Origin of the sequence: Halomonas sp. GD1P12 (assembly GCF_025725645.1) — a bacterium.
Lineage (GTDB): Bacteria > Pseudomonadota > Gammaproteobacteria > Pseudomonadales > Halomonadaceae > Vreelandella.
Map to the genome: position 1 here is coordinate 977,883 of NZ_CP107007.1, position 25,254 is coordinate 1,003,136.

30 protein-coding genes and 1 riboswitch are annotated in these 25,254 nt (G+C 55.5%); of the genes, 20 read left to right on the forward strand and 10 right to left on the reverse strand.

All coding sequences use genetic code 11. The annotated features are described in order from the left end of the window. Positions 1–13: 13 nt before the first annotated feature. Entirely contained in the window at positions 14–682 is a 669-nt protein-coding gene (gene tenA, locus OCT39_RS04525; protein ID WP_263586506.1) for a thiaminase II, read from the reverse strand. Positions 683–763: 81 nt separating this feature from the next. After that, positions 764–916, reverse strand: a riboswitch (TPP riboswitch). A gap of 130 nt (positions 917–1,046) precedes the next feature. Here tenA and OCT39_RS04530 point away from each other — a divergent pair. Continuing rightward, positions 1,047–1,673: a class I SAM-dependent methyltransferase gene (locus OCT39_RS04530; protein WP_263586507.1), complete on the forward strand. Its 627-nt coding sequence runs from the start codon at positions 1,047–1,049 to the stop codon at positions 1,671–1,673. Here the strand turns inward: OCT39_RS04530 and OCT39_RS04535 are convergent. Further along, positions 1,657–1,860: a phage integrase N-terminal SAM-like domain-containing protein gene (locus tag OCT39_RS04535; protein ID WP_318152975.1), complete on the reverse strand. Its 204-nt coding sequence runs from the start codon at positions 1,858–1,860 to the stop codon at positions 1,657–1,659. The genes OCT39_RS04530 and OCT39_RS04535 overlap by 17 nt on opposite strands. 265 nt (positions 1,861–2,125) lie before the next feature. Between OCT39_RS04535 and OCT39_RS04540 the strand changes: the two genes are divergently transcribed. The 6 genes from OCT39_RS04540 (at position 2,126) to OCT39_RS04565 (ending at position 6,797) form a co-directional block, all read left to right on the forward strand. Continuing rightward, positions 2,126–3,016 (forward strand): DUF4747 family protein, encoded by an 891-nt coding sequence (locus OCT39_RS04540; protein ID WP_263586508.1) that lies wholly within the window; start codon positions 2,126–2,128, stop codon positions 3,014–3,016. 1 nt (position 3,017) lies between these two features. Beyond that, positions 3,018–3,647 carry a hypothetical protein gene (locus tag OCT39_RS04545; protein ID WP_263586509.1) on the forward strand — a complete coding sequence of 210 codons (630 nt, stop codon included), beginning with the start codon at positions 3,018–3,020 and terminating at the stop codon, positions 3,645–3,647. A 96-nt stretch (positions 3,648–3,743) separates the two neighbouring features. Then, the gene (locus OCT39_RS04550) at positions 3,744–4,229 is read left to right on the forward strand and encodes a hypothetical protein (protein ID WP_263586510.1); all 486 of its coding nucleotides are present in this window, start codon (positions 3,744–3,746) and stop codon (positions 4,227–4,229) included. Then, the gene (locus OCT39_RS04555) at positions 4,222–5,034 is read left to right on the forward strand and encodes a hypothetical protein (RefSeq protein ID WP_263586511.1); all 813 of its coding nucleotides are present in this window, start codon (positions 4,222–4,224) and stop codon (positions 5,032–5,034) included. The genes OCT39_RS04550 and OCT39_RS04555 overlap by 8 nt, the downstream gene beginning before the upstream one ends. 124 nt (positions 5,035–5,158) lie before the next feature. After that, positions 5,159–6,178, forward strand: coding sequence for a hypothetical protein (locus OCT39_RS04560; RefSeq protein ID WP_263586512.1), 1,020 nt, complete (start codon positions 5,159–5,161; stop codon positions 6,176–6,178). A gap of 106 nt (positions 6,179–6,284) precedes the next feature. Then, positions 6,285–6,797: a hypothetical protein gene (locus OCT39_RS04565; protein ID WP_263586513.1), complete on the forward strand. Its 513-nt coding sequence runs from the start codon at positions 6,285–6,287 to the stop codon at positions 6,795–6,797. A 111-nt stretch (positions 6,798–6,908) separates the two neighbouring features. On the opposite strand, the gene OCT39_RS04570 is transcribed toward OCT39_RS04565, so the two are convergent. The 4 genes from OCT39_RS04570 to OCT39_RS04585 all read right to left on the reverse strand — a co-directional run bounded on the left by OCT39_RS04570 (position 6,909) and on the right by OCT39_RS04585 (position 9,078). Further along, positions 6,909–7,163 carry a Txe/YoeB family addiction module toxin gene (locus OCT39_RS04570; protein WP_263586514.1) on the reverse strand — a complete coding sequence of 85 codons (255 nt, stop codon included), beginning with the start codon at positions 7,161–7,163 and terminating at the stop codon, positions 6,909–6,911. Beyond that, a complete protein-coding gene (locus OCT39_RS04575) occupies positions 7,160–7,297 on the reverse strand; it encodes a hypothetical protein (RefSeq protein WP_263586515.1) in 138 nt (45 codons plus the stop codon). Before OCT39_RS04575 ends, OCT39_RS04570 begins: the two co-directional genes overlap by 4 nt. Positions 7,298–7,309: 12 nt before the next feature. Then, the gene (locus OCT39_RS04580; protein ID WP_263586516.1) at positions 7,310–7,411 is read right to left on the reverse strand and encodes a type II toxin-antitoxin system Phd/YefM family antitoxin; all 102 of its coding nucleotides are present in this window, start codon (positions 7,409–7,411) and stop codon (positions 7,310–7,312) included. 131 nt (positions 7,412–7,542) lie between these two features. Next, positions 7,543–9,078, reverse strand: a complete 1,536-nt coding sequence (locus OCT39_RS04585; protein WP_263586517.1) for a Na+/H+ antiporter NhaC family protein — start codon at positions 9,076–9,078, stop codon at positions 7,543–7,545. Between the two features lie 441 nt (positions 9,079–9,519). Here OCT39_RS04585 and OCT39_RS04590 point away from each other — a divergent pair, with 441 nt between their 5' ends. Further along, positions 9,520–10,734 (forward strand): GGDEF domain-containing protein, encoded by a 1,215-nt coding sequence (locus tag OCT39_RS04590; protein WP_263586518.1) that lies wholly within the window; start codon positions 9,520–9,522, stop codon positions 10,732–10,734. A gap of 37 nt (positions 10,735–10,771) precedes the next feature. On the opposite strand, the gene OCT39_RS04595 is transcribed toward OCT39_RS04590, so the two are convergent. Continuing rightward, positions 10,772–11,260 carry a TspO/MBR family protein gene (locus OCT39_RS04595; protein WP_263586519.1) on the reverse strand — a complete coding sequence of 163 codons (489 nt, stop codon included), beginning with the start codon at positions 11,258–11,260 and terminating at the stop codon, positions 10,772–10,774. A gap of 140 nt (positions 11,261–11,400) precedes the next feature. Here OCT39_RS04595 and OCT39_RS04600 point away from each other — a divergent pair, with 140 nt between their 5' ends. Both OCT39_RS04600 and OCT39_RS04605 read left to right on the forward strand, forming a co-directional pair. After that, the gene (locus tag OCT39_RS04600) at positions 11,401–11,622 is read left to right on the forward strand and encodes a VF530 family protein (protein WP_263586520.1); all 222 of its coding nucleotides are present in this window, start codon (positions 11,401–11,403) and stop codon (positions 11,620–11,622) included. 103 nt (positions 11,623–11,725) lie between these two features. Then, positions 11,726–12,760 carry an alpha/beta fold hydrolase gene (locus tag OCT39_RS04605; RefSeq protein ID WP_263586521.1) on the forward strand — a complete coding sequence of 345 codons (1,035 nt, stop codon included), beginning with the start codon at positions 11,726–11,728 and terminating at the stop codon, positions 12,758–12,760. Positions 12,761–12,825: 65 nt separating this feature from the next. Here the strand turns inward: OCT39_RS04605 and OCT39_RS04610 are convergent, their stop codons facing one another. Beyond that, on the reverse strand, positions 12,826–14,124 hold the full coding sequence (locus OCT39_RS04610; RefSeq protein ID WP_263586522.1) for an MFS transporter: 1,299 nt from the start codon (positions 14,122–14,124) through the stop codon (positions 12,826–12,828). Between the two features lie 369 nt (positions 14,125–14,493). On the opposite strand from OCT39_RS04610, the gene OCT39_RS17410 reads away from it, so the two are divergent. The 3 genes from OCT39_RS17410 (at position 14,494) to OCT39_RS04630 (ending at position 16,783) form a co-directional block, all read left to right on the forward strand. Then, positions 14,494–15,363: an acetyltransferase gene (locus tag OCT39_RS17410; RefSeq protein WP_318152976.1), complete on the forward strand. Its 870-nt coding sequence runs from the start codon at positions 14,494–14,496 to the stop codon at positions 15,361–15,363. Between the two features lie 20 nt (positions 15,364–15,383). Next, a complete protein-coding gene (locus OCT39_RS04625; protein WP_263586523.1) occupies positions 15,384–15,845 on the forward strand; it encodes a DUF6985 domain-containing protein in 462 nt (153 codons plus the stop codon). 254 nt (positions 15,846–16,099) lie between these two features. Then, positions 16,100–16,783, forward strand: a complete 684-nt coding sequence (locus tag OCT39_RS04630; protein ID WP_263586524.1) for a hypothetical protein — start codon at positions 16,100–16,102, stop codon at positions 16,781–16,783. 171 nt (positions 16,784–16,954) lie between these two features. Here the strand turns inward: OCT39_RS04630 and OCT39_RS04635 are convergent, their stop codons facing one another. After that, complete coding sequence (locus tag OCT39_RS04635; RefSeq protein ID WP_263586525.1) at positions 16,955–17,623, reverse strand: FMN-dependent NADH-azoreductase; 669 nt, start codon at positions 17,621–17,623, stop codon at positions 16,955–16,957. 127 nt (positions 17,624–17,750) lie between these two features. Here OCT39_RS04635 and OCT39_RS04640 point away from each other — a divergent pair, with 127 nt between their 5' ends. After that, on the forward strand, positions 17,751–18,596 hold the full coding sequence (locus tag OCT39_RS04640) for a LysR family transcriptional regulator (RefSeq protein ID WP_263586526.1): 846 nt from the start codon (positions 17,751–17,753) through the stop codon (positions 18,594–18,596). Here the strand turns inward: OCT39_RS04640 and OCT39_RS04645 are convergent. Then, positions 18,589–19,152, reverse strand: coding sequence for a manganese efflux pump MntP family protein (locus OCT39_RS04645; protein ID WP_263586527.1), 564 nt, complete (start codon positions 19,150–19,152; stop codon positions 18,589–18,591). The two genes, OCT39_RS04640 and OCT39_RS04645, sit on opposite strands and share 8 nt — an antisense overlap. Positions 19,153–19,489: 337 nt before the next feature. Between OCT39_RS04645 and OCT39_RS04650 the strand changes: the two genes are divergently transcribed. The 6 genes from OCT39_RS04650 to OCT39_RS04675 all read left to right on the forward strand — a co-directional run bounded on the left by OCT39_RS04650 (position 19,490) and on the right by OCT39_RS04675 (position 25,206). Further along, positions 19,490–19,954 carry an Lrp/AsnC family transcriptional regulator gene (locus OCT39_RS04650; RefSeq protein ID WP_263586528.1) on the forward strand — a complete coding sequence of 155 codons (465 nt, stop codon included), beginning with the start codon at positions 19,490–19,492 and terminating at the stop codon, positions 19,952–19,954. 4 nt (positions 19,955–19,958) lie between these two features. Continuing rightward, positions 19,959–21,596, forward strand: a complete 1,638-nt coding sequence (locus OCT39_RS04655; protein ID WP_263586529.1) for an aminotransferase class V-fold PLP-dependent enzyme — start codon at positions 19,959–19,961, stop codon at positions 21,594–21,596. Continuing rightward, positions 21,593–23,056 carry an NAD(P)-binding domain-containing protein gene (locus OCT39_RS04660; protein WP_263586530.1) on the forward strand — a complete coding sequence of 488 codons (1,464 nt, stop codon included), beginning with the start codon at positions 21,593–21,595 and terminating at the stop codon, positions 23,054–23,056. Before OCT39_RS04655 ends, OCT39_RS04660 begins: the two co-directional genes overlap by 4 nt. Before the next feature lie 27 nt (positions 23,057–23,083). Further along, the gene (locus OCT39_RS04665) at positions 23,084–23,578 is read left to right on the forward strand and encodes a CMD domain-containing protein (protein WP_263586531.1); all 495 of its coding nucleotides are present in this window, start codon (positions 23,084–23,086) and stop codon (positions 23,576–23,578) included. Further along, positions 23,575–24,153, forward strand: a complete 579-nt coding sequence (locus OCT39_RS04670; RefSeq protein WP_263586532.1) for a peroxidase-related enzyme — start codon at positions 23,575–23,577, stop codon at positions 24,151–24,153. The genes OCT39_RS04665 and OCT39_RS04670 overlap by 4 nt, the downstream gene beginning before the upstream one ends. Before the next feature lie 66 nt (positions 24,154–24,219). After that, positions 24,220–25,206, forward strand: a complete 987-nt coding sequence (locus tag OCT39_RS04675; protein WP_263586533.1) for a TRAP transporter substrate-binding protein — start codon at positions 24,220–24,222, stop codon at positions 25,204–25,206. Positions 25,207–25,254: the final 48 nt, after the last annotated feature.

Below are 25,254 nucleotides of genomic sequence, written 5' to 3' on the forward strand. Positions count from 1 at the left end.
TTATAAAGGCGTATCAATCGGCCAAATCCAGGCCCATCTGCCAGAAATCGATTTCCAGGCGCGTGGCGTCGCGAAATATCTTCGTAAGCTCTGCAAAGCGCGCCGGGGTGACATCGGCCAGGCGCGTATTCAGCCACTCAAGCTCCGCGCGCATCGCCGCCTGAAATTCCTCGCCTTCGTACATGGCGATCCAGGCATCGAACGGGTTGCCGCCGCCGCGCACCGTGGTGCCTTGGGCATTCAGCCAGTTGGCAATTTCGCCGTAGCCCACCAGGCAAGGAGCGAGCGCCACGTGCAGGTCGAGCAGGTCACCGCGGCTGCCGGTATCAAGTACGTAACGGGTGTAGGCCATGGTGGCGCGGGCCTCAGAAAGCGTTGCAAGCTCCGCTTCCGAAATGCCCCATTCGCGGCAAAAGCCGATATGCAGCCCAAGCTCCACGTCCACGATCGCCTTCATACCCTCATGGGCCTGGCGCAGGTCGGCAAGGGTCGGGCTCTTGTAGGCCGCCAGCGCGTAGGCACGGGCGAAGTGAATCAGAAACAGGTAGTCCTGCTTCAGGTAGTGGCGAAAGGATTCTTCAGGGAGCGTGGCGTTGCCCAATTGGCGGACGAAGTCGTGCTCGATATAAGCGCGCCAATCATCCTGGCAAGCGGTAGTAAGGTCGGTAAAGCAGTAGCCCATATATCCTCCGGGGTAGAGATCCGAAGGGCAGGCGAGAAGATCGAGGGAGTGGCGCAAAGTGGCGTGAAATGAATATAGAAGCCGGCGCCATCGCTTGATCCCTACGCCGGTACCCGCGCTTTTGAATAAGCGCATTAGCCGGATCAGGTTCAGCGGGACCAGCGCTTGGCACTCTTAAAAGAGCACGCCCTGCGCCATCTCAGCCGGATATCACCGGCACCCCGTCAAGCAAGTGGTTTGGCGAGTCTAGGATGAGGCGGGGAGAGATGCAAGGGAGCATTTGAAGGCACTGCGTGTTAGTTTTAATTCGATTCTGCTCTTGGTAAGCACCCCATTAGCGTAAAGTGATTTGAGAATAAAGAAATTGAAGAACAGCAACGAAACCGGCTGGGAAGTCTTCTACACGGCTAATCAAACACGCCCCGCCTCGCCGCTTTTACGGCGCGCATTGGGTGAGCAATGCTTGCCCATCGGTAACGGTCACGCCATTGATTTGGGCTGCGGTAGCGGTATCGAAGCGGCCATGCTATCGAGCGCGGGCTGGAGCGTATTGGCAATAGATAAGGAGCCCAAGGCGATTGAGCGCATCGAAGCGTTAAAAGCCGAGCTTCCCGCCGCTGAGCTGACGATTTGGGCATCGAGTTTCGAGGAACTGGAAAACCTTCCGCCTTCGGCGCTTATCCATGCAGGGCTCAGCCTGCCGTTCTGTCATTCGGCCCGCTTCTCGGCACTGTGGAGCATGGTTCGTTCAGCGCTTGCGCCGGGCGGCGTATTCGCCGGCCATCTTTTTGGCGACAGGCATGATTGGGCCACTCACTCAGGTATGAGCTTTCATTCGAGACGAGAAGTGGAAGCGCTATGCAAAGGCTTGGATATCGAACTTTTACGCGAAAGTGAAGGAGAGGGCGGGTTAGTGCCACATCACTGGCATCGGTTTGATCTGATCTTGAGAAAGCCGGGGGGCGATGGAATAGCTAGTTCTGCGTGGTGACCACCACGCGCCGCTCAGATGCGAGATACACCAGAAATTGCCTGACTTCTTGATCTCCCATCGTGGCTGGGTGGCGTATGCCATGAAAACGAATGAAGAAGCGAATCCAGTAGCAATACGTTTTCTCAGTGCGAAGGCTATAGCATTTCACCCGCAAGGTAGCCCGGACCCTATCCATTAACTTCATGACGGCATCGTTTTGTATGAATATTTTATATGTATTTATATACAGTATTATTAGGAGTGGCAAATCTTGCCAGCACGCAAATTTTGGGTAGTCAGCCAAAATTTGCTTTGCTAGTAATAGAATCAATAAGGTAGATTTGATCAGAGAGGCTAGATAACCTCAATGAACGCGCCGGCACGTTCATTAAGGTTATGCGGCCGGCTATATAATCACTGTTAGCCGTACCACAGAATTCGTATTCAAGTTGTAATAAAGGACTAAAGTAATGACAAGAAAAAGAACCGTTTCCTATACTGCTTTTAATATAAGAACCCATCCTCATTCTCCTCAAACGTATGTGGATTTATTTGACCGCCTTTTTGACTTAAAAAGACAAATCAATTTAAGAGGTGACACTTATTGCATTCTCACTGAAATAGAGCCGCTTAAAGATGATCCCTTGGACGGTATTTCAGGTGAAATAGCTAAATTTACAAAAATTGAAGTTGGCAAGTGGTTTAATATAGAAAAGTTACGTGCAGCTGAAGAGGACGAAACTAAAAGAATACAAATACCAGAAGATTTGAGACCAAATTTTACTAGTTTTAGTTTTGTTTTCTATCCTAAAAACCATTATCTAGTTATTGAGTGCAAAGACAAGTTTGGGCAAATAAGCCCCAAAATGCTAGAGATATACTTTCGTAACTTGATTGATTCAGAAGCTATTGTTGAAGAATTTAATGCAATTGAGTTAACTCTCGTCCCAAGAACAGATCAGCTTGAATCTGTTCTTTCTTTAGAGCAAATCAGCACGTTAGAAATTGTACTACGCCGGCCGAATACTGACGGATTAGAAGATTTAGAGGATGAAGTCCTTGAAAGATTAAATCAACAGAATGTTGAAGAAGAAGTAATTATTTTGAAAGCGCAGAAAGGGCTATCTGTTGAAGCTGATGACAGAACTGTTGCCTTAGGTCATATCGCTCAACTGAATGGTGAGGTGAAAACTATTGGGCATGACGAAAATGGTAAACGTGCAGAGAAGTCTACTAGACAACACCCCTTTGTTGAAACTGGCGCGTATGTTCCTGGTGAGATAACAGCGAAAGACTTTTTAGCAGTTATGGCAAACACTATAGTTAAAAAAGTTAAGCGTATGGCTAGAGTAGGAGCCTAAAATGGCTAAAAAAGGGCAATACACAGGTGTAAGGAAGTTATTTGCTCGCTATTGGGTTGCTTATGGTGGGTTTAAGTCTATTGCTGGCTCACCATATATGCATGCATCTCTATTTATTACGCTAATATCCTCTAGCATTTGGTTAGATTATGACTGGGTAGAAATACCAATTTCAGTATTACCAAATATTATTGGTTTTTCTCTCGGTGGATATGCAATTTGGTTAGCATTAGGTGATGACAAGTTTCGAGCTAGTATATCTGGTAAAACTAAGAACGGTGGAGAATCGCCATTTATCGTTGTTAACGCAACATTTGTGCATTTTATTGTATTGCAAATACTGGCTTTAATAGCAGCCTTAATTGGTAAGTCGCAACCAATATATAATAGCCCTCTATTTATACAGAGGTTTTTACTTGATTTGGCGCCTTGGCTATATGATGTATCTCAGGTGATTTCTACTGTTAGCAGTTTTATTGGTTACTTTCTTTTCATTTACGCTATTTTTTCAGCACTTGCGGCAACTATGGCAATATTTAGAATTGCAGGCTGGCTTGAAGTTTATCATGTAAAGCAAGTTAAGAATAATAGTGTGCCAAGTACGGCTAACAAGCAAATTAAAAAGGACTAAAACAGTTGACTTTAGCTCCTTCGTCGCCATTATAGCCAACAATTTTTAGCCTGTTATTTTAGCGTTAGCCGCCAAATCAACTTGGAGTTCTAGATCATGGCATTCCCAGAAAGAATTGAACGCTTTGAGGTAGCTGAAGATGGGCCTACTTTTCAGATTCTAATCGAACAAGCAGTACCGTCCTTAGCAAGCGAAATTCAAGGGAAAAGAGTATTGCTGTTACCGTCTCATGGCTCTGATGATGCGTTTTATGCTGGAAGCCTTGATACTCTTGACTACTTGAATGAAAACGGCTTAGACGCTGATCTCTATTCCACGGATGAAGAATATAAGGAACTAAGCCTTCATGGTGCTGACCTCTGGCTTGGAACCTTTATATTGCAAAGCATAGTAATTCCAGTGTTTTGCGGTGTGATATCATCCTATATATACGATAAATTAAAGGCCAAGCCCGACGACAAGATATCGCTTAAGTTCATAATCGAGAAGAAGGATAAATCGTCTGCAACTGTGAGCTACGACGGTAAAGTTGAGGATGTTGAAAAGGCCTTAAATGCAGTGAAGAAATTTGCAGATGACTGATAATCGCCCTTCGATCAATCTGAACAATCACACTGAGGTTGAATCAACCCTAGCGGCACTTGCGGATGCAAAAACAATCGCCGCTGAGAAGGGTGATGAAAGTCAGGCCAATCAGCTTTGGCGAGACATTCAAGCGCTCAAGATTGTTTCAACATACGTCACTGCTATCAATAACATTAAGCAACAGAAATACCGTGATGCTTGGTGTGAGCTTGAGCAGTGCGAAATTACTTGTAACTTTCTCAGCGAGAACTCTAGCAAAGAATTCTATAAGAATTCAGGGGCAGATTTTGTAGAAAAGTACGTCAGAAAATGGCAGTCACTTTACCCATACTGTGTGTTCGCTAGCCCGGCGATGGTTGTCGGCTACTACACATGCAGCATATGCAACCATAAGATTCGTCCTCGCTCCAGATGCCAGCATATTAAGGGGCGCATATACAATGGAGAGCTATGCACGCACCAAGCACATGATCTGGAAATTCGAGAAATTTCGATTGTCACAAATCCTGTACAGAAATACTCCGTAGTTCACAATGATGAAACACTGGATTTTTCTCTTTTAGAGTACCTTTGTTCTCATATCTGCAGCCCATTCGATGAATGGGAAGCCCATTGGACAACAAAAATGTTTCCGAAAGATCGTTTTCATTCTGTCTCGGAAGATTATAAGTGCCCCTGTCAGAGTGGCAATAACTTTGGACAATGCTGTTCAGATAAGGTTGAAATTGAGATTCCGCACATTGATTTTGTGTTCAAAAACGGCCTGAACGAGAACGCCGAAGTGGAAAGATTCCCGTACTAATGACGGCTATTAAGGCCAAGCATAAGGGATAGCTCAAGCTGTCATAAAATTTGAAACAAATTTTCCGCCAGCAAGCACTACCCATGTTGGCGGCGTTAGCAAGCATGAGGCATCGAGAAACGATATGAGAGTAATTACTGAAGGGCATCAAAAAGTCGAACATGGTGAATTTAAATCTGGCATCGTGATGCATAACTTTTTAAGTCATTTTGACGAGACTTTTAATAAGTCTAGCCATGTTTTATTTTCTGATTTTTTCGCAAAAAATAGCGATGTTTCAAAGTGGGTGATATTCAGTGACTACGCTCTCAATGATAAGAATAAACCAAATGATGCAGTAACATTTACCATTATGCCGTATGTTGATAGTTTTCACGATCTTGGTGAGAAAATTAAAAATTTATCTTTTAAAGATGTGAAGAGTTTAAAGAGAATAAATTCAGAATTTTTAAAATTCATTAATGAAAGTGAGATATTAAATGTATCTATTCTATTGGATAAGGACATGGTATTGGATCCATTTAACGAGCGTGAGGCTTTGAAAACATGCTATAAGACGGCGATTAATCAAGTAGACTATTGGATAGAGAATGAAGGCCAAAAAGAAAACTATGCGCGCTTGAAAAAAGTCTACAGAATTATGCTTGACGAAGTATCAAGAAAAGGTGCAAATTTAAAGAACATTAGGAATATTGAAATTGTGTCAAATTTGATTGCATATATTACTTTTCAGGTCTGCCTTTCGTCAAAGGTTGATATTATTGGTTGGTTCTCGGACAGGGACTCTATGCTAACGCATAAACAAGGTAAGTTCTCAATGCCAGTAATCTTTGATTTAGCCTTTAATTTATTTCATGTTCTGATGTCGTCAAAAGATGAAAATTATACAGAAAGGTTTGTTTTTGGATTGCCTGAACAAACCGGTAATCTATGGTATGACTCTTTCAATAGAATACCTGACCTAATTGCTGCAACACTTGCTGACTATGATTATGAAAATAATATTTGTAGCCATGATAAGTTTGTTCCCGTAATTGAAGAGGTTATTACCAATACAAAGAAAAATATAATATATAAGATATATACATTTGAAGATGGTTTTCAGGCTGGATATTTGCCTTTTTCTCGGGTAGAAGAACCTTAATAACAAGGCCTTAAAGTCGGATTCGTAACAGTTTGCTCGGTTCCACTTCGTTTCACATTTTAACAAACTGCTACTCACCGCTTAAGGCGGCGTTAGGAAGCCCCAAATGAAAGATCCGTGGGAAAATCGAGTTCGGCCTGACCTTGACCACATAACCTCGCTATTTGAAAACGAGGTTCTGGGTGCTTTCATGTCTGGGCATTTAGTCCTCGAGTCAATTTTAGTGCAAATGTTAGAGACTCAGCCTAAAGAGGGTGACGGTGGTCGTTACTTTGAATGGAGCTTCAAGAGGAAGGTTGATGCATCTGAGTTCAGAAAAATAATAGGAAAAGGTACGGCTGATTTTTTGCGCGGTTTAAATGATGTTAGAAATCGTTTGGCTCATAAGCTTGATACTCCGATTACCTTTGCGGAGGCCTTTTCGCTTGCCAAGCTCGCTGCAGAAGGCGGTATAGATTTTTCGGATGAAAGAATTCACTTGGACCGTGAAAAATCTGAACAGTGGTACGGTATTGAAGGCATCATTCAAGAAATTTTTCAAAATGCGGCAAAGGATCTTCTTGGATTTCTAGATGACGATAGCTACATTTTGGAGTTCGTCAGTGCAAAAAATTCCTAACAATCGCAGACACCGGGACAAAATTTTCGCTGCGCTGCAATTTTGCCCGTGCTGCGGGCGTTATACACAGCCCGAAACCAAATGAATAGAAGGTCGACTACTAACCATGAATCAATAATGATATCGAAGCTGCGCAATCAGCAGCGCATCGTCCGCCACCTTGTAAACGATCCGATGCTCATCGTTGATTCGCCGGGACCAGTAGCCCGCAAAGCCATGCTTGAGCGGTTCGGGTTTTCCAACGCCCTCAAACGGCTGTCGCTCAATCTCCTTGATCAGCTTGTTGATGCGACCAGGAATTTTCTTGTCGGTTTTTTGCCAGTACAAGTAATCTTCCCAAGCATTCTCGGCAAAGACGAGCTTCACTCAAGTAGCTCCTTTTCCTGGCCGCCGCCTTTTTCCAATTCGTCCATTGCGTCCATCAAACGGCGTGCGTTATTGGGTGAACGCAGTAGATAGGCGGTTTCCTTTAGCGCTTCAAAATCTTCAAGCAAAAGCATGACCACCTAAGGCTACTTGCCGCGCGTGATGATGACCGGCGAATGATCTTCGCAAACTTGCTCCATGATGTTGAGCGGTTCTTTGTTAGCGCGAGTATCGCTAATGGCCTTCATGGTGCAGCTCCCATCGGTAAGGTTATACCCTAACGCAGTATTGCACGGTTCTGGAAAGCTGACGGCTTGGCTTCAACGTGGAACCAGAATCATGCATTGGGCGCTTGATCAACAAACGCCCGGAGTAGGGGCTATCCTTTGTACTGTCGCTGCCCCAACCGCCCCAGCACCATCAACACCCCAAACTGCACCACCAGCCCCGCGACCAGCAGCACCCACACCGAGTCCACCACTATCGAAGCCACGTACAGCAGCGCGCTGATGCTGGCAGGCACCAGCGCGTAGGGAATTTGCGTGCGCACGTGGGCGATGTGATCCGAGCCCGCGAAGATTGAGGCCATGACCGTGGTGTCGGAAATCGGCGAGCAGTGGTCGCCGAAGATCGAGCCGGAGAAGATCGCGCCAATGGCCATACTGACCAGCGCCACGTCGCCGCCGGAAAGCTCGAACGCCAGCGGCACGGCAATCGGCGTGAGAATCGCCATCGCACCCCAGGAACTGCCGGTCGCGAACGAGATCACCATGGCGATCAAAAAGATCAGCAGCGGCAGAAGGGCGGGCGAGAGCCAGTCGCGGGTCGCATCGATCACGTGCTCGCCGGTGCCCAGCGCCCCGGTGACGGTGCCGATGCTCCAGGCCAGCACCATGATCACCAGCGCCGGCAGCATGGTGCGAAACCCGGCCAGCAGCGTCTCTTCGCAGTCCTTCAATGTCTGGCGCTGGAAAAGCGCCAGGATCATGCCGGTGCCCACCATGGCAAACGCCGCCCAGGAAAGCGCCACGCTCACATCGGTATTCTCCAAGGCATCCATCACGCTTGCTCCTTCGGCGCCGCCGCCGGTGTACCAGAGCCCCCAGCAGGCCACGCTAATCAGCACCACCAGCGGCAGCAGAAAGTGCCAGAGCCGCCCGCGGCCCTCGGGCACCTCGCCCAGGTCCGCATCCACGTTGGAAAGCGGCGTATCGCCGGGGGCGACCAGCTCGCCGGTCTCCTCGGCGCGGCGCTGGGCTTTTGCCATGGGGCCGAAATCTCCGGCCAGCAGAATCATGGGTACCGATGCCAGGCAGAGCAGGGCGTAGAAGTTCCAGGGAATCGACAGCAGAAAGAGCCGGTAGGGCTCCGCCGAGGCGAAGCTTAGCCCCACGAGTGCCCCGGCAATCAGCGAAACCTGATAGCCGATCCAGTCCGACACCGGCCCTAGGGTGGCCATGGGCGCGGAGGTCGCATCCATCACCCAAGCCAACTTCTCGCGGGACTGGCGCTGGCGCGCGGTCAAATCGCGGGTGGCGTTGCCCACGATGACCGAGTTCACGTAATCATTGAAGAAGATCACCATGCCCAGCGCCCAGGTGAGCAGGAGTGAGGTCCGGCCCGAGTGAATGCGCTTGGCCAGCGCCCGGGCCAGTGCCTGGGAGCCGCCGGTGCGGTGCATGAAGGCCGCACCCGCGCCCAGCAGCGCCACTAAAACCAGAAAACGGGCGTTCCACTCGTCGGTCATCACCTCGGCGAACCAGTCGAAGGTTTGCCCCACCGCGGCGATGGGATTGCCCGCCACCAGCCAGCCGCCGATCCAGATACTGACGAACAGCGAAACGTTGACCCGCCGGGTGGCAAGGGCCAGCACGACCGCCACGATGGGCGGCAGTAAGGAGATAAAAGCTTCCATGCGATGGTTCCCTGTCATTATTGAAGTATTGGTATTGTTAGCATGCTAAAGCTTTCTGGTGCAAAGAGAGGGATTAAAAAAACAATCGAAAGGCATTGTTTTGATACAGGTTATAACGGCGTTTACGGCATCTTTTAAAACGCTTTTTTGATTCGGGAAAGGGCGTTGAAAATAACAGCGTGAGAAACGTATTCCAGCGCCGTGTTTCCGGATAAGATTTGACTGAAAACAGTGGCAGGCCAGGTATCGTGAGGACATGCACCTGTCATCAATCAAGGGTTCAATGAGCCGTTAGAGCTCAGCTCAATTTGGCTTTACGTGTAGAGCGGTTAAAAAATCGCACAATGTAACGACATGCCACGCGCCGGGTTCAGACGCTTTTTTTAAAGCGCCATGCGCCGCGAACGGCGATAAAAGATGGCAGCGTTACGGGGAGGGGGTTTGGTAATAGAAGAAGATCGATATCGCATCCATCGGCTGACGGGGCAGCTTTGCGATTCTGACCTGGAGTCGGCGTATCGCCACTCCATTCAGCAGCGCCTGAGTAACGAGTACAGCCTGGCGCTGGGCATTGGGGCGTTTATCTTTGGCATCTACGTGCTGTCGGATTATTTTCTGCTGGGGTTAGCGCTCGAGTTTTTTCTGCTGTTGGCCTTGCGCCTTGCAGTCGTGAGCACGTGCTTACTGATCGCTTTCAAGATTCGGCGCGGTAAAATTGGTGTGGATGGATGGTACACGCTACCGCTATGGCTGCTTGCGACGGGCATTATTTTGATCGTGCCCCTGCGTCCCGAAAGCTTTTCTACTCAAATCATCGCGGCCGTCGTTGCGGTCCTGGGGTTCTATCTCTTTATTCCCAATCGGCTTACCGTGGTCACGCTGGTCAGCCTGTACCTGACTAGCGGCTTTTTGGTGGCGTTGGTGGCGTTCACGGACGCTAATCTGGTCGATGTTACCCGCACCGCAATTTTATTGTTGACTGCCAACATTATCGGGTTTTCCACCCTGCTGCGTATGGAGAGTCTGCAGCGCGTGCAGTTTGCGCTGCTCAATAACGAGCGCGGTCGAAACCAGGCGCTAAATGAGGAAATTATAAGCCGCAAGTTGCTCGAAGAGCAGCTGCGCACGAGTGCCGAGCGCGATGCGCTGACGAATCTCAACAATCGCGGTCATTTCATGAAGCTGGCCGGCAAAATGCTGCAACGCTCCCAGTCCGGCCAGGCACCCTTCAGTTTGTTCATGATTGACGTGGATCACTTCAAACGCATCAACGATACCTGCGGACATTGCCATGGCGATAAGGTATTAGCGGAAATTGCCGAGGTCTGCGAAGAGTCCCTGCGTCCAACGGATGTGATTGGGCGCTTTGGGGGCGAGGAGTTTATCGTGGCGCTGCCCAATACCAACCTCGATGACGCGCAAAAAGTGGCCGAGCGGCTGAAAAGGGAGGTGTCCAACCTGTCACTGCCGGATGAAATGGGAACGCAAAGCCCCAGCGTGACCATCGGCGTCGCGGCCGCCAACGCGGAAGGGGAGAACCTCGACGCCTTGATCAAGCAGGCCGATCAGCTGCTGTACATTGGCAAGCGCGCCGGCCGAAATCAGGTCGTGGTGGGCCGCGATGGCGGCGGCCCAAACGCTGATGAAGCGGTGTAATACCAGGTCGATAGGGCTTTTTTAGCTGTGTGCAGCGTTATCCAAACACCTGCGGGTTGAGCTGCCACACGCTCCAGGTCAATGCGCAGGCCAGGCTTACCCAAGCCAGGTAGGGTATCAGCAGCACACCGGCCAGTGCCTTGAGCCGCCAGAACATCACCAGCGTCACCAGTATCAATACCCACAGTGCCACTGTGCCGATGAATGAAATAGCGCCCAGATTCCAGACGAAGAACAGCCAGCTCCACAGCGCGTTCAGTGCCAGTTGCCCCACGAATACGGTTAACGCAGGCCGCGCACCGCGCTCGCGCCAGGCAAGCCAAGCGGCGATGCCCATCAATCCGTAAAGCGTTGTCCACATTGGCCCGAACAGCCAGGCCGGCGGCGCCCAGCTGGGCTGCTGGAGCGAGGCGTAAAAGTCGGCCGCGTTGATGGAGGCCACGGCGCCGATGGCGGCGGCGATATAGGCCAGTACCAGCCAGCCGGCCAAGCCCAAAATTTGCTGCTTGCGGGAGAGTGTGCGCATTCGTGTATCTGCCGATGTCAGGGAGAACGGTTTCAATCGTAGTGCAACCTGCCGAACTCGGCCAAGAGCGGGTCTGTTAAAGTACGAGACCGGCTGCCCGGCTTGGCCGTGCGCTTGAAACCGATACGGAGAGTAATTCGATGAACCCGCCACAGCCCAATAACCCGCTTCACGGCGTGACCCTTGAAACGATAGTTACCCGCCTGGTCGAGCACTACGGCTGGGAGGGCTTGTATAAAGAAATTCGCGTCAACTGCTTCAACAACGATCCCTCAATTAAGTCCTCGCTCAAGTTCCTGCGTAAAACGCCGTGGGCACGCGACAAAGTGGAAGCGCTGTATATCGATACGTTCAGGGGGTAATGTATTGTGTCGGGTTTCTAAACGGGAGCGTGTTAAGCGCATTTCTTCCAGGCTTGCCATACTCATCGGTGCTACCCCATTCATGGATGAGAGGATATTCCCAATGGCAAGCCCCACCTTTTCCCGCGCGCTGCTGGCAAGCGCTATCGGTGCCACCCTCGCAGTAGGCACGAGCGGCACCGCTTTTGCTGACAATACCCCCACTTATGACGGCGAGCTTTCCGGCTTCGAATACGCCTACCCGGTCGAGCGCTTCGAGTTCAGTTCTCAAGGGCAGGACATGCAGATGGCCTACCTGGACGTTGCGCCTGACGAGGGCAGTGCCAACGGTCGCACCGTGGTGCTGATGCACGGCAAGAACTTCTGCGCGGGTACCTGGGAAGGCACCATCGAGGCGCTGGTCGAGACGGGCTATCGCGTTATCGCGCCGGATCAGATCGGCTTTTGTAAATCCACCAAGCCCGCGCACTACCAGTTCAGCTTCCACCAGCTGGCGGCCAACACCCACGCACTACTCGACGAGCTGGACATTGAAAACGCCACCGTCATGGGCCACTCCATGGGCGGCATGCTCGCCACGCGCTTTGCGCTGATGTACCCGGAGCACACCGAGCAGCTGGTCATGGTCAACCCGATCGGTTTGGAGGATTGGAAGGCGCTCGGCGTGCCGTACCAGAGCATCGATGAGGGTTATCAGAGCGAGCTGGAAACCACCGCCCAAGGCATTCGCGAGTATCAGCAAAGCACCTACTACGCGGATACCTGGGCGCCGGAGTACGACCGCTGGGTCGAAATGCTGGCAGGCATGTACGAAGGCGAGGACGGCGAGCGCGTGGCCTGGAACCAGGCGCTCACCTCGGACATGGTCTTCACCCAGCCAGTGGTGTACGAACTCGGCGAGCTCGAAGTGCCTGCGCTTCTGCTGATCGGCGAGCAGGACAACACCGCGATTGGCAAGGGTCGCGCCTCACAAGACGTGCAGGCCACTTTGGGCCGTTACGATGTGCTGGGCGAGCAGGCCCGCGACGCCATTCCCGAGGCTACGCTGGTCGAATTTCCCGAACTCGGCCACTCGCCGCAGATTCAGGCGCCGGCCCGTTTTCATGAAGCGCTGCTCGAGGGGCTAGCCGTGCAGTAAACTACCTTTGCAGTAAGCGGCCCCCTGCCGAGCGCGCGCGGCAGGGGGACTCAAACGTGCAGCGTTTAGTGCCTGCTGGGTTTCGTGATCGCACCTTCCTCTTCGCTATCCTGAAACGGGTCTTCCAGCGGCTCGCCGGCTTCGTCTCTTAACTGATGATCGTAGGCGGCCTGCAGGCCGGTCTGCTCGTCCAGTTCGTCGTCGTTTTCCTGATAAATGTGACCAGGAAACAGCGGCGACAGCAGCGCGATGACGATGCCCAGCACCGCAATGACCGAGAACGTAGTAGCGTAGTCGAAGGCGTTGATCAGCGCGCCGATAGCGGGCGAGCCCGTTGCCTGACCCAGTGAGACGGCCAGAAAGGGCAGTACCGGCCCCACCGAGAGCCGTCCGGGTAGAAGGCGAATGCCGGTCATCAGATAAAGCCCGGTCAGGCTCATGTAAGCAAGGCCGAAAATCAGCGCCGAAAAGATCGCAAGCAAAGGCTGAGAGGGGCTCGCGGCAAGTAGCAACAGGCTGGCCGAGAGCATCATCAGCATCAGCGCTTGGGTAATGGGCGGGTTGTTGCGATCAGCCAGATCCGCCACGAAGGCGCCGCCCAACCCGGCAAGCCCCACCGCGAACCAGAGCCACCCCGTCGTACTGGCGGAAAGGCCGCCCAGCGTAATCACAAGGTCCGGCGCGAATATCCAATAGGCAGACGAGACGAACCCCATCAGTGACGCAAAGAGGGTGAGCCTTAAAAGCCGCGACCAGGGCAGCGCGTTAAGTGGCGGGGGCGGCGCGGCGTTGGCGGGCGTGACCGGCGATATCGAGGGCAAAAAGAACCAGGTTGCCACCACGCCAAGCGCGGCCAGCACGGTAAACGACACGTAGGCCAGCCGCCAGGCATCCGCCATGAAAAGCACCGTGGGCACGGCCACTATGATCCCCACGCTGGTACCGGCGTTCATGACCGAGCTGACCCGGGCGTGCAGCGAACGCTTGACCATTGCCTGCATGCCGGTGGTGAGCGCTGGCATCATCAGCCCGGTACAGATACCGCAGGCGAATACGCCGCTTCCCAGCATGAGCGCGTTGGACGCCTGACTGATGAGCGCCAGCCCCAGAATGCCGAATAGACCCGAGACAATGGCGGCCAGCCGCGCGCCTAGCCGGTTGGCCGCGGCCGGTGCTATCAGCGTTGCCAGCACGAAACTGATCAGCGGCAGCGAGCCGATCAGCCCAATAACTGATGTGCTCAGTGCAAGCTCTTCACGAATGGGCGGCACGAAAAGCCCGAAAGCGAACCGCGCGATACCATAGCCGATGGCGATCAACCCGGCGCCAAATACCGCGAAGGAGGTACTCGAAATAGCGCGCATGATGTTCCTTCTCATAAGAGGACGAAAAGCGTTACAGGAGCGAACCGAGTCAGCGTGAGAGATCGCCGTATGATGGCGAATGTAGATGATTCATGCGTTAAACGCAGTGGGATTAGACGAATGGCTTTATCAACGCCCGGAAGTCGAGCCTTGCGGACCGGCATGTACATCGCTAACCGTGCCATTCGCGCCTTCCATCGGACGGCGTCGGCATTGGTGCACGTTCCTACCGAGGAGATTCTCACGATGGCCGGTATTGAGCGGTCAACCCAATAGCGCGTCGGTTAAATCGCGGCGGCTCGCGTGATACATTTCTAATGTAAATGTCGCCGCCGCTTTGGCCTCTCACGCGCACAACGGGACACTCTCTTGCTTACCCCTGTCATACAACGCGAACCCACCGGCTGCGGCATCGCATCCGCCGCTACGATTCTCGGCCTCACTTACGCGGACATGAAAGCCCGCGCCAACGCGATGGGCATCTACGCCGAGGATGAGTCGCTCTGGTCGAGTACCGACTACGTGCGCCGCCTGCTCGCGGAAAGACAGGTTGCGACCTCACCGGAGGAGACTCCCTTCACGGGCTGGCAGGCGCTGCCGGATCTGGCGCTGATCGCGATCAAGCCCCACCAGCGCGACGGCAGAAACTTCTGGCACTGGGCGGTGTTTCAGCGCGAAAAGGGGCAAGCGGTGGTGCTGGACAGCGCCAGCTATCTGCCCGCCAACATGCGCACCGATTTCGACGCCATGCACCCGGCCTGGTACATCGCCGTGACGCCGTCTGCGCGTGCGGACTTCGAGATCACCACAAGCACCCAGTCCGACTACCCGGCATTGATCGCACTTTGGGAAGCTTCGGTGCGCGCCACCCACGATTTTCTGGCCGAAGAGGATCTATTGATGCTCAAGCCGCTGATCTTCGAGCAGTTCTTCGACGCGCTGGAACTGCGCATCGCCAAGGGGCATGGCGACGAAGTCCTCGGATTCAGCGGCGTGGCGGATGGGAAGCTCGAAATGCTTTTCATCTCCCCGCAGGCGCGGGGTCAGGGCATCGGTAAAACCCTTGTCGATCAGGCGCTTAACCAGGGCGTGAGCAACGTCGATGTGAACGAACAAAATACTCAGGCGCTAGGCTTTTATCAGCGGCTGGGGTTCGAGGTGCAGAGCCGTTCGCCGGTGGACGGTCTTGGCAAGCCTTATCCGCTTTTGCACATGGCGTTCGTTGGTCGCACCCGCTAAACAACTTGGCAGGAGGCACTATGAAAATGGTTCGGGGAGTCACCGATGGTGAGGATGGTCTGGAAGGCGAGATGTACTGCGCCCTGTTCGAGCGCTACATTCCGTTTTTGAGCCCGGAGCGCGACCCCGACGGCGTGCAACGCTGCGCGGCGTACCTCAACGAGCTCGATGATGCGGTAATCGATCATCTTTGTCAGGCCACCGAGCATTACTGCCAGACCTATCAAAGCGAGAGCGGGGAACTGCCCAGAGAGTTTGCAACGCCTCGCGAGGTGCTCACGCACATTACCCCGAGCCTATTGATCGTCCCCCATTTCGAAAAAGCGACGCCCGTGGTGCACATGGAGCTCGAGTGCGACTGGGAGCCCGAGCACGGCATGGAGTGGGTCGTGCGCAACCGGCACGTGCTCTACGTTGGGCCTTTTAACGGCGAAGACCCCTGGGGCAGCTTCAGTCCCAAAGCCGTGTGGAATTTTGCCTAGGATTTTAGCGCGCAGACATACACACAGCCGGTAATCCTGAGCCACTTGAATCACCCAAAAGTGATGAGTCGACGAGAACTACTTGTTAGTGGTTAACGCTGACTGTTTGGTAACGTTAAGTGTCGTTGGGTAAATACTGGCCTAACACTTCGCTTTTCTTTCAATAGACTAAAGCGCTCTTACGTAAACTCGCTTCAACCAAACAGTTGGCGCCGACCGGCGCCGCTCTAAAACTTTCACGTTGAGGCTGCTGCATGTATCGATTTGCCACCGTTTTATTGACCGGGTCGTTTTTGCTAGCGGCCAGTACTGTCACCATGGCCGATAGTCGCTGGTCGGTCGCAGGTAGTGCCGGCACCACAGGGCTGGGTGCTAACGCCAGCTGGCGCTTTCATGACCATATGGCGCTGACCGCGGGCTATAGCGGGTTCAACTACGACGACCTGGATCATACCAACGGCGATTTTACCTATACCGGCGAAGTCGACATGAACGTTTACAGCCTGAAACTCGACGTCTACCCATGGGCTGAAAACGGCTTCTTCGTTTCGGCCGGCGCCGTCAGACCCGATATTCAGCTCAAGGCGGTGGGTCGCTACACGGGCGGCGAAACGTTCGATGAATTTGGCGGTATTCCCATCGATGCCAATAGCGCACGTTTGGATGGCGTGGGCAAACTTTCAGACGGCGTGGAGCCCTACCTGGGTATTGGCTGGCGCAACAGCGCCAAACAGGGTCTGGGCTTCTATGCCGAAGTGGGGGCCTTCTGGATCGACCCCAGCGTGTCTCTTACCCCGCGAGGCGATGCGCTCGATATTCCGTTCGTTCGAGCGATCGCCGAGCGCGAAGCGCGCGAGCAAGAAGACGACCTTAAAGACGAACTCGACAAGTACAACATCTACCCGGTGGCAGTAGTGGGTATCGAGTACACGTTCTGATCCCTATCGAACAAGCGCGGGCTTCTGTGTTTGAGCTCACGAACGGATGATCATGATTATGGGGCGCCTCGGCGCCCCGTAATCGTTTTGGTCTTTTGCTCGGCGGCTTAGCTAGACAGCACCAGATCTCGCTTCCTCCATGGACGATCCTTCTGGCTCAACGCTCAACGCTCAACGCTCAACGCTCAGCCTGGTAGCCAACGCTTTGGCTTCATCAAACGCTCGAGCCAGCGATTGGCGGTGGCGCTCGTCGTTGAACTCCTGATACTCCGCGCCGATCTCGTGAAAGGTCTCGACGCCCAGGTAGTGACTCAGCGTTTTAATATGCGGGCCCAAATGGTTCATGTGCTCGCGCACACCACCCTTGCCAAAGCCGAACTCGCCGCTCGAGGTCAGTAGTACCAGCGTCTTACCCGAGAGAATCGGCGCCAGCGGCGCATCACCGCGCGCCAGGTCGAAACTGAATGTCTTGTTGATACGAATGACCTGATCGAACCACGCTTTCAGCGGCGCGGGCATGCCGTAGTTGTACATGGGGGACGAGAGCACGACGATGTCTGATCGGGTCAGTTCGTCGATCATTTGATCGGAAAGTGCCAGGTGCCGGTGCTGCTCTTCGCTCCGACTCGCCTCGGGCGTGAAAACGGCGCCTATCCAGGCTTGATCGATGAAGGCGGGCGGGGCGACACCGACGTCACGGTGAATGATCTCATCGCCGGGCGCTACGCTTTGCCACGCATCGATGAACGCGCGGGCGATCTTTTTGGAAATTGAGTCATGGCTGGGTACTGGGTTGGACACTGTGCGAACGCTGGCGTCCAGATGAAGTAGGGTGCGCATGATAAGGTTTGCCGTTGCTGAAAAGAAGTCGCCATACTGGGCTTTCAAGCGGTACGGGACAAACGAGTAGCAACGTTGCATGGATGAGTTAAAATCACCCGAGAATTAAAAACGGGATGCCAGCACTGTGAAAGTGTCACTACATGCCATCAAGGCGTTCGAGTCCGCAGCGCGTTTGGGCAGTTTCAAGAAGGCGGCGGAAGAGATGGCTCTCACGCCTACCGGCGTGTCCCACCACGTGGCCAATTTGGAAAAGCGGCTCGGCGTTCGGCTCTTCGACCGCCATCATCGTCAGATTACCCTAACTCCTTCGGGGCATCGGCTGTCCGAGGCAACGACCAGTGGGTTTCGTACCATCGAGACGGCGCTAGAAGATATCGCTCAAGGCGCCTCGCACCTGCGCGTAGAATCCACCTCCTCATTTGCAGCACTGGTGCTGATTCCTCGGCTTCACGACTTTCAACGACGCTATCCGGATCTGGACGTGGATGTTTCGACCGGCGAAACGATGGGCTCCCCGGTTAGCCAGCTCTGTATCCGGCTGGGCGATACGCGCCGAGTGGAGAACGCCCGCGTTCTGAAGACGGAGCGCTTCGGCCTTTATGGAACGGCATCCGTTGTCCAGGCGATGAGAGATTCCCAGCCGATGTCGGTGTACCTGACCCGCTGGAAGAATGGGCGCCTTCCGTCACCGCCCTGGCCTCAGTGGCTGGCGCAAAGCGGCCTCACCGATGAGGCGTTCGCGCCTACCTATTTTGATCAGGAGCTTTACGGAATAGCCGAGGCGGTCGCCGGGAAAGGGCTGGTATTCTGTTCCCAAACGCTGGTGGCCGACCACATCAACAACGCCACGCTGGTCGAGGTAGCCCAGTCGGTCGATTCACATCTTTGCTACTACACGCCGGCGCCCTGGCGGGCGTACAGCCTGAACCACCAGGCGTTAATCGAGTGGCTGAAAGCGTTGATCAACTGAACACACCCGTATGTTCGGCCAACACGGCGCAGCCGATGCCGATCAGTACGACGCCGCCGATCAGCTCAGCCCAGTGGCCGACGAAGCGGCCCAGCCGGTGGCCGAGCACCGTGCCAATCGAGGCCATCAGCGTGGTGGCAAGGCCAATGGCTAGGCTCGTGGTGACGATATCGACCTCGATGAAGGCGAGGCTCGCGCCCACGGCCATGGCGTCCAGACTGGTGGCGGTGGCGGTCAGTATCAAAAGCCAGAGCGTCTGCCGGCGGTGTTCGATTTTGTCCTCTTTATTCAGCCCGGCGTAAACCATGTGCGCGCCGATCGCCGTCAGCAGCGCAAACGCCACCCAGTGATCCCAGGCCTGCACGAAGCGCTGCGACGCCACCCCCGCCGCCCAGCCCAGTACCGGCGTAATGGCCTCAATCACGCCAAAGACCAGCCCGATACCCACCGCGTGGCGAAAGCGCGGGCGGCGAAGCTCGGCGCCTTTGCTGATCGAGGCGGCGAACGCATCTGCCGACATGGAAAAAGCGAGCAGGACAAGGGCAACGGGCGTCATGGCGGGGGAACTCGTGTGGCTTAAGAAGCGCTTTTAAACGGCAGACGATCAGGGCGACGAACCCTGCCGTTCAAGTATCGAAATACTAGCACGGTAGTCTCTTGCACTGAGTAGGTGTTTCAAAAAATAAACTTTATAACCAATAACTTGTATAGCCTTGGCTAACAATTTAAGCGCTGGGTGAATGCGTAGGCTGGGGTAGGTAAGCGATTGTCATCATTGAAGTCGATACCGTTTTAATTGTTCCAGGCAGGGCTGAAAAATTATTTCTTTGGATTGGGTATCCAATGCTCTATAAGGAATAATATTTCTCTTCAAAAGATAAAAAGGAAATAAATTGCTTATTGATCGTTTCGATTTAAAAATTCTTGAACAGCTTCAGCGGGATGATAGCGTATCTATTGCGCAGTTGGCCGAGAAAGTGGGGCTTTCTGTCACCCCTTGCTGGCGGCGTATTCAGCGCCTGGAAAAAGAGGGCGTGATCGAGAAGCGTATCGCCGTATTGAACCCCCACAAGCTCGATCTCGGCCTGACCGTTTTCGTGATGATCAAGACCGACAAGCATACCCAGGCCTGGCTGGACGCGTTTCAGGACGTGGTTCAGTCCTTTCCCGAAATCATGGAAGTGAACCGTTTGGCCGGCGAGTTCGACTATCTGCTCAAGGTCATCACGCGCGACAACGCTGCCTACGACGCTTTCTATAAAAGACTCATCGCGAGAATAGAGCTCAGCAATGTCACATCCTGCTTCTCCATGGAACAAGTCAAGAAAACCAGCGAGCTGCCCCTCGGCGGCATCTGACTGGATGACGACCCTTGCCGATGACGTCATCGGCGAAGGTGAGCCGATCGCCGGCCCCTTCGGCCCGCGCCCGCTACTCTACGCCGACTACACCGCCTCCGGGCGGGCGCTCGGCACCGTCGAGCGGGCGATGCGCGAGCAGGTGCTGCCGTACTACGCCAACACTCATACCGAAACCTCCTACACCGGGCGCATCACCACGCGTCTGCGCGAGGACGCCCGCCGCCAGATCGCCAGCGCCGTCGGCGCCACCGACGACTACGCGGTGATCTTTGCCGGCAGCGGCGCCACCGCCGCCATCGACCGCTGCTGGAAGATGCTGGGGCTCGCTCGCTTTGATCAGGCGGCGGATCAGGCTCGTCCGGTCGTGTTTTTGGGGCCTTACGAGCACCACTCCAACGATCTGGCGTGGCGCGAGTGTGACGCCGAAATCACTCGCGTTCCGCTCGACGCGGCGGGGCTGATCGATCTGGCGGCGCTGAAAGCGGCGCTTTCACGTTTCCAGGGGCGGCGGCTGATCGGCGCGTTCAGCGCGGCCTCCAACGTCACCGGCGTCAAGAGTGACGTGGCGGCGATCGCCCGGTTGATGCACGCCCATGGCGGCATCGCGCTGTTTGATTACGCCGCCAGCGGTCCCTACGTGCCCATTAACGTGGCGGGCACTGGGTGTGACGATCACCTGGACGGCGTGTTCGTCTCACCCCACAAGTTCGTCGGCGGGCCGGGAAGCTCTGGCGTTTTGATCGTGCGCCGGGCGCTGTGCGTCAACGCCGTGCCCTCGGTTGCCGGCGGCGGCACGGTGTCCTATGTCACCGCGGATGGCCACCGCTACGTCAGCGACATTCAGCGCCGGGAGGAGGGCGGCACGCCGAACATTCTGGGCGACATTCGCGCCGGGTTTGCGTTTCGCATCAAATCCATGATCGGCGAAGAGCGGATCGAGGCGCGAGAGGCCGAACTTGCAAAGCTGGCGCTGGCGCGCTGGTCGCGCCTCGACAACCTGACGCTGCTGGGGCCGAGCGACGCGCCCAGGCTTTCGATCTTCTCGTTCAACGTGCGCGCCGGCGAGCGCGAGGTGCACCATAATCTCATCGTCGCGCTGCTGAACGACCTGTTCGGTATTCAGGCGCGCGGCGGCTGCTCCTGCGCCGGCCCCTACGGTCATGCGCTTTTGAATATCGACGCCGACACCGCCTTCGAGCACGAATCGTTAGTCCGAAATGGAAGAAGCTTATATCGTCCGGGCTGGGTAAGGCTCGGATTTCATTTCTTTTTTAGCAATGAGACGGCTAACTATGTAATATCGGCGGTCGAATTTATTGCACGTCACGCGGCCTTACTCATGAAGCTTTACAGCGTCGACGAACGCACGGGCACCTGGACGGTGCGCGACGGCGTTTATCCGACACCCTCGATCGAAACTGCGGCCACCACGCTGGATGAACTGCTCGACCCCGCGCGTTCGCGCGCCGCTTCTATCGAGGGATGTGAGCCCTTCGCCGAGGCCGAACGTCTTGTCGAGCTTGCCAGGCGCGCCGAGCTTCCCTCTGAGCCGCGCTTTTCCGATACACCGATACGCTGGTTCTGGTGGCCTCATGAGGCCGAGGACGCCGTGCGCTCCCAGGATGAGATGACACCATGACGACTTCTTCTTCCCCTACGCTTGCGGGTGCCGGTTTGGAGGCGCTCAACGAGCGCGTACGCTTTGATCTCGCGTGTCTGAACCTGCCGCCCGCGAACTGGGTGCCCGCCCGCACCGGGGAGCAGGGCGAGCACGTTCACGACGTCATCATCATTGGCGGTGGCCAGTGCGGGCTGGTGGCGGCGTTCGCGCTGATGTCTGGCGGCATTCGCAATCTGCGCATTTTCGATCGCAACCCGCAAGGGCTCGAGGGGCCGTGGCTGAACTACGCGCGCATGGAAACCCTGCGCTCGCCCAAGACCCTGCCCGGGCCGAGCTACGGCTTTGCCTCGCTGACCTTCCGCGCCTGGTATGAGGCGCAGTACGGAAGTGAGGCCTGGGAGGCGCTCGACAAGATCCCGCGCCCCACCTGGATGGCGTACCTGAGCTGGTACCGCGAAGTGCTGGCGCTGCCGGTCGAAAACGGCGTCAACGTCGAGCACGTCACACCCGAAGGCGACCTTCTACGCCTTGAGCTTTCCGGTGATGGGGCCCCCGCCCAAACGGTGCTGACGCGCAAGCTGATCATGGCGACCGGGCGCGACGGTACCGGCGGGCCGAAAATTCCCGGCTTCGTCGAAGGCTTACCGCAAAAGGCCTGGGCGCACACCGCCGACGATGTCGACTTCGCAGCGCTTGAAGGCAAGCGGGTGATCGTGGTCGGCGTGGGAGCGTCCGCGGTCGATAACGCCGCCGAGGCGCTGGAGCATGGTGCGTCCGAGGTTCGCTTTTTGATCCGCCGCGCCCAGATGCCGACCATCAACAAGATGATGGGCATCGGCTCGTTCGGCTTCACCCACGGCTACGCGGGGCTCAGTGATGACTGGCGCTGGCGCATCATGCACTACTCGTTCATCACCCAGACGCCGCCGCCCCGGGGCTCGACGATGCGCGTCAGCCGCCACGAGAATGCCTTTTTCCACTTCGAGTGCGGCGTCGAAGCGACCCGTATGGAGGGCGACGAGATCGTCGTCATCACTCGCCAGGGCGAGGTGCGCGGCGACTTTCTGATCCTGGGCACGGGCTTTGAGATCGACCCGCTGGCGCGCACCGAGCTTGCCGGCTACGCTGACCGCATTTTGCTCTGGCGCGACTGCTACCAGCCCCCGGAGGAGCTTGCCCACGACGAGCTGGGCAAATTCCCCTACGTGGGGCGCGATTTCGCCTTTCAGGAGCGCGAACCCGGCAGCGCCCCCTGGCTTAAAAACATTCACTGCTTCAACTACGGGGCGTCGGTCAGCCTTGGCAAGGTGAGCGGCGATATCCCCGGTATCAGCGAAGGCGCGAGTTGGCTTGCCAGCGCCATCGCCTCGCGCTTTTATCAGGAGGACGTGGAGCGTCACTGGCAGCAGCTACAGCACTACGACGCCCCGGAGCTTCAGGGCGATGAATGGACGGCTTCACCGCTACCCAATGATTGATGGTCCGCCTGCCCAAGGAGTGTATCAATGGCACATGTAATCGAGACCGCGGCTAACGTATCGGACAGCGGTGCGCTTTTCGAGGCGCTGACCATGCGCGGTAAACTGATGGATCTCACCGAGCAGTCCCACGACGCTGCGCTTTTGCCGAATGAGGAAGGCGGCGTACCGCGGGCCGCGCGCGCCGCACTGGCCTGCCGCATGGCGAAAATCTGCCGCCAAACCGGCCTGATCACCCATTATCAGGCGCTGCTGGAAAGCTACGGCGCCGACGCCGACCCGCATCGATTGGCCGACCCCGACGCCACGCCTGGCGCGGATGCGCCGCGCCTGGCGGCCATGGTGACCTACGTGGATCTGGTCACGCGCTCGCCCAAGGACGCTACCAAAGCCGATATCGAAGCGCTGCGCGAAGCGGGACTCATCGATGCCGACATCGTACGCCTGGCCGGTCTCGTCGCCTTCGTCAACTATCAGCTGCGCGTCACCGCGGTGCTGAGCGTCATGGGAGAAACGCAATGAGTCGCGTCATTCACAAGTTCACCACGCGTATTCCCACCTGGCGGCCCCACGTCACGCCGGTCGATTTCGACAACGCCAATGAGGCCCAGCGCGAGGCGCTCAAGGAGACGCCGTCGAACACCAAAATCTCCGACTACGTGCTGGTACTGGCCCACGACCCGGAATCGTTGCGTATTCGGACCTCGCTTTTCAATGGCATCATGTACGACAAGGGCGGGCTTTGCCGCGAGGAGCGCGAGCTCGGCGCCGTGGCGGCCTCGGTGGTCAACCGCTGCATCTACTGCGCGGCGGTGCACGCCCATCGTTACAACAACATCGTCGGCAGTGACGCGGTGATGAAGGATATCTTCCTGCGCGGCAAGGAGGCCGAGCTCGACGAGCGGACTCGCGCTATTCTGCGCTTTGGCATGCGCCTTTCCGAGACGCCGCCGAACGTCGATCAGAGCGATATCCAGGCGCTTCGCGACGTCGGGCTCGACGAGCAGGAGATCCTGGATTTGACGCTGTCGACGACGCTATTTGGCTGGGCCAACCGGCTGATGCACACGCTCGGCGAGCCGGTTTCCAACGCCTGAGTATCGATTGTTCGTTACCCACCACCGTTCACTAATGATCACAAACCGCCTGACAGGGGAACTATCATGACAAAACGCTCTATTTCAACGCTTGCGGTACTCGGCGCAGTCACGATGATGGGGGCCACACCGGCGCTGGCCGAAACGCTGCGCATTGGGACGGTGGTCAGTGCGCCGCACCCCTGGATCGATGCCGCCGAGGCGTTCAAGGCGGAAATCGAGGAAGCCACCGATAACCGCATCACCGTGCAGATTTTCCCGGGCGGCCAGATCGGCAACGACCAGACCATGGTCGACGAGATCCGCATCGGCACCACCGACATGATCATCGGCGGCGTCATGAACGTCTCGCCTTACGTGCCGGATTTCGAAATTTTCAGTCTCAACTACCTGTTCGAAGACATGGACACGTTCCGCGCCGCCACCGCGCCGGACTCACCGGTGTTCGAGTACTTCGATAACGCCGTGACTGAAGCGGACGTAGGTCTCAAACTGTTGAGCCTGACCGGCGGCGGCACGCGTAACCTGAGCACCAACGTCGGTCCGGTCACCGAGCCTTCTGATCTGGAAGGCGTGAAAATGCGCGTGACCGGCTCGCGGCTGGACGCCGACATGTGGCAGGCCTATGGCGCCTTGACCACGTCTCTGCCCTGGACGGAAATCTACACCGGCATGCAGACCGGCGTCGTGGGCGCGTTCGAAAGCACCATCAGCGGCTACTTCTCCAGCCGTTTGTATGAAGTGGCGCCGTACCACGCCAAGACCGAGCACCAGATCATGATGAGCCACATCTCGATCGGTGAAAACCGCTTCAACCGTTTCTCAGAAGAGGATCAGGCGCTGATTCTGGAAGCCGCGCAGCACGCCGGAGAGCTGGGTACCGACAAGGGCGAAGAGTACGACGCCGAGTTCATCCAGCAGTTCGAAGAGCTGGGCGTGACGGTCACCGAGGTGGACAAGCAGGCCTTCATCGACCGGGCGCTGCCGCTTCACGACGAGTTCGCCGAAGAGCGCGGTTTGACCGAGCTGCTCGAGACGATTCGCGCCCTTTAAAGAATGCCGCACATCGCGCGCTTTCCGCCTTGCGGGAGGCGCCGTTGG

Excerpts from the sequence above, each read along its gene's own strand:
- tenA (WP_263586506.1), bottom strand. The coding sequence starts at position 682 with ATGGGCTACTGCTTTACCGACCTTACTACCGCTTGCCAGGATGATTGG.
- OCT39_RS04535 (WP_318152975.1), bottom strand. The coding sequence starts at position 1,860 with ATGAAGTTAATGGATAGGGTCCGGGCTACCTTGCGGGTGAAATGCTAT.
- OCT39_RS04540 (WP_263586508.1), top strand. The coding sequence starts at position 2,126 with ATGACAAGAAAAAGAACCGTTTCCTATACTGCTTTTAATATAAGAACC.
- OCT39_RS04545 (WP_263586509.1), top strand. The coding sequence starts at position 3,018 with ATGGCTAAAAAAGGGCAATACACAGGTGTAAGGAAGTTATTTGCTCGC.
- OCT39_RS04550 (WP_263586510.1), top strand. The coding sequence starts at position 3,744 with ATGGCATTCCCAGAAAGAATTGAACGCTTTGAGGTAGCTGAAGATGGG.
- OCT39_RS04555 (WP_263586511.1), top strand. The coding sequence starts at position 4,222 with ATGACTGATAATCGCCCTTCGATCAATCTGAACAATCACACTGAGGTT.
- OCT39_RS04560 (WP_263586512.1), top strand. The coding sequence starts at position 5,159 with ATGAGAGTAATTACTGAAGGGCATCAAAAAGTCGAACATGGTGAATTT.
- OCT39_RS04565 (WP_263586513.1), top strand. The coding sequence starts at position 6,285 with ATGAAAGATCCGTGGGAAAATCGAGTTCGGCCTGACCTTGACCACATA.
- OCT39_RS04575 (WP_263586515.1), bottom strand. The coding sequence starts at position 7,297 with ATGCTTTTGCTTGAAGATTTTGAAGCGCTAAAGGAAACCGCCTATCTA.
- OCT39_RS04580 (WP_263586516.1), bottom strand. The coding sequence starts at position 7,411 with ATGAAGGCCATTAGCGATACTCGCGCTAACAAAGAACCGCTCAACATC.
- OCT39_RS04585 (WP_263586517.1), bottom strand. The coding sequence starts at position 9,078 with ATGGAAGCTTTTATCTCCTTACTGCCGCCCATCGTGGCGGTCGTGCTG.
- OCT39_RS04595 (WP_263586519.1), bottom strand. The coding sequence starts at position 11,260 with ATGCGCACACTCTCCCGCAAGCAGCAAATTTTGGGCTTGGCCGGCTGG.
- OCT39_RS04600 (WP_263586520.1), top strand. The coding sequence starts at position 11,401 with ATGAACCCGCCACAGCCCAATAACCCGCTTCACGGCGTGACCCTTGAA.
- OCT39_RS04605 (WP_263586521.1), top strand. The coding sequence starts at position 11,726 with ATGGCAAGCCCCACCTTTTCCCGCGCGCTGCTGGCAAGCGCTATCGGT.
- OCT39_RS04610 (WP_263586522.1), bottom strand. The coding sequence starts at position 14,124 with ATGCGCGCTATTTCGAGTACCTCCTTCGCGGTATTTGGCGCCGGGTTG.
- OCT39_RS04625 (WP_263586523.1), top strand. The coding sequence starts at position 15,384 with ATGAAAATGGTTCGGGGAGTCACCGATGGTGAGGATGGTCTGGAAGGC.
- OCT39_RS04630 (WP_263586524.1), top strand. The coding sequence starts at position 16,100 with ATGTATCGATTTGCCACCGTTTTATTGACCGGGTCGTTTTTGCTAGCG.
- OCT39_RS04635 (WP_263586525.1), bottom strand. The coding sequence starts at position 17,623 with ATGCGCACCCTACTTCATCTGGACGCCAGCGTTCGCACAGTGTCCAAC.
- OCT39_RS04645 (WP_263586527.1), bottom strand. The coding sequence starts at position 19,152 with ATGACGCCCGTTGCCCTTGTCCTGCTCGCTTTTTCCATGTCGGCAGAT.
- OCT39_RS04655 (WP_263586529.1), top strand. The coding sequence starts at position 19,959 with ATGACGACCCTTGCCGATGACGTCATCGGCGAAGGTGAGCCGATCGCC.
- OCT39_RS04660 (WP_263586530.1), top strand. The coding sequence starts at position 21,593 with ATGACGACTTCTTCTTCCCCTACGCTTGCGGGTGCCGGTTTGGAGGCG.
- OCT39_RS04665 (WP_263586531.1), top strand. The coding sequence starts at position 23,084 with ATGGCACATGTAATCGAGACCGCGGCTAACGTATCGGACAGCGGTGCG.
- OCT39_RS04670 (WP_263586532.1), top strand. The coding sequence starts at position 23,575 with ATGAGTCGCGTCATTCACAAGTTCACCACGCGTATTCCCACCTGGCGG.
- OCT39_RS04675 (WP_263586533.1), top strand. The coding sequence starts at position 24,220 with ATGACAAAACGCTCTATTTCAACGCTTGCGGTACTCGGCGCAGTCACG.